Here is a 223-nt window from a genome sequence, read left to right on the forward strand (position 1 = left end):
GTCTCTCTGGTCATGCTGGCCTATGCCGTCATGGCCAGTGTCCGTTACCAGGCAAACTCACTGAAACCGAAAAAAACACAACTCAGAACACGACAGTCCTTGTCCGCTGGTTCATTCAGGAGATCAGGCGCCTCGTCGTAAAACTTGCACAACGCAGACTACCCGTCTCTCACATCCTCAGATGGTCCGTCTTTCGACGAACGCATCAGGCCAGTGCTATCCG

1 pseudogene is annotated in these 223 nt (G+C 53.4%); it reads left to right on the plus strand.

From position 1 onward, the window contains the following. Positions 1-141, plus strand: a pseudogene (locus tag ACP7IZ_RS13875) (IS701 family transposase); the annotation flags it as partial. Between the last annotated feature and the right edge of the window lie 82 nt (positions 142-223).

This window comes from Acetobacter sp. AAB5 (assembly GCF_050106715.1).
Lineage (GTDB): Bacteria > Pseudomonadota > Alphaproteobacteria > Acetobacterales > Acetobacteraceae > Acetobacter > Acetobacter oryzifermentans.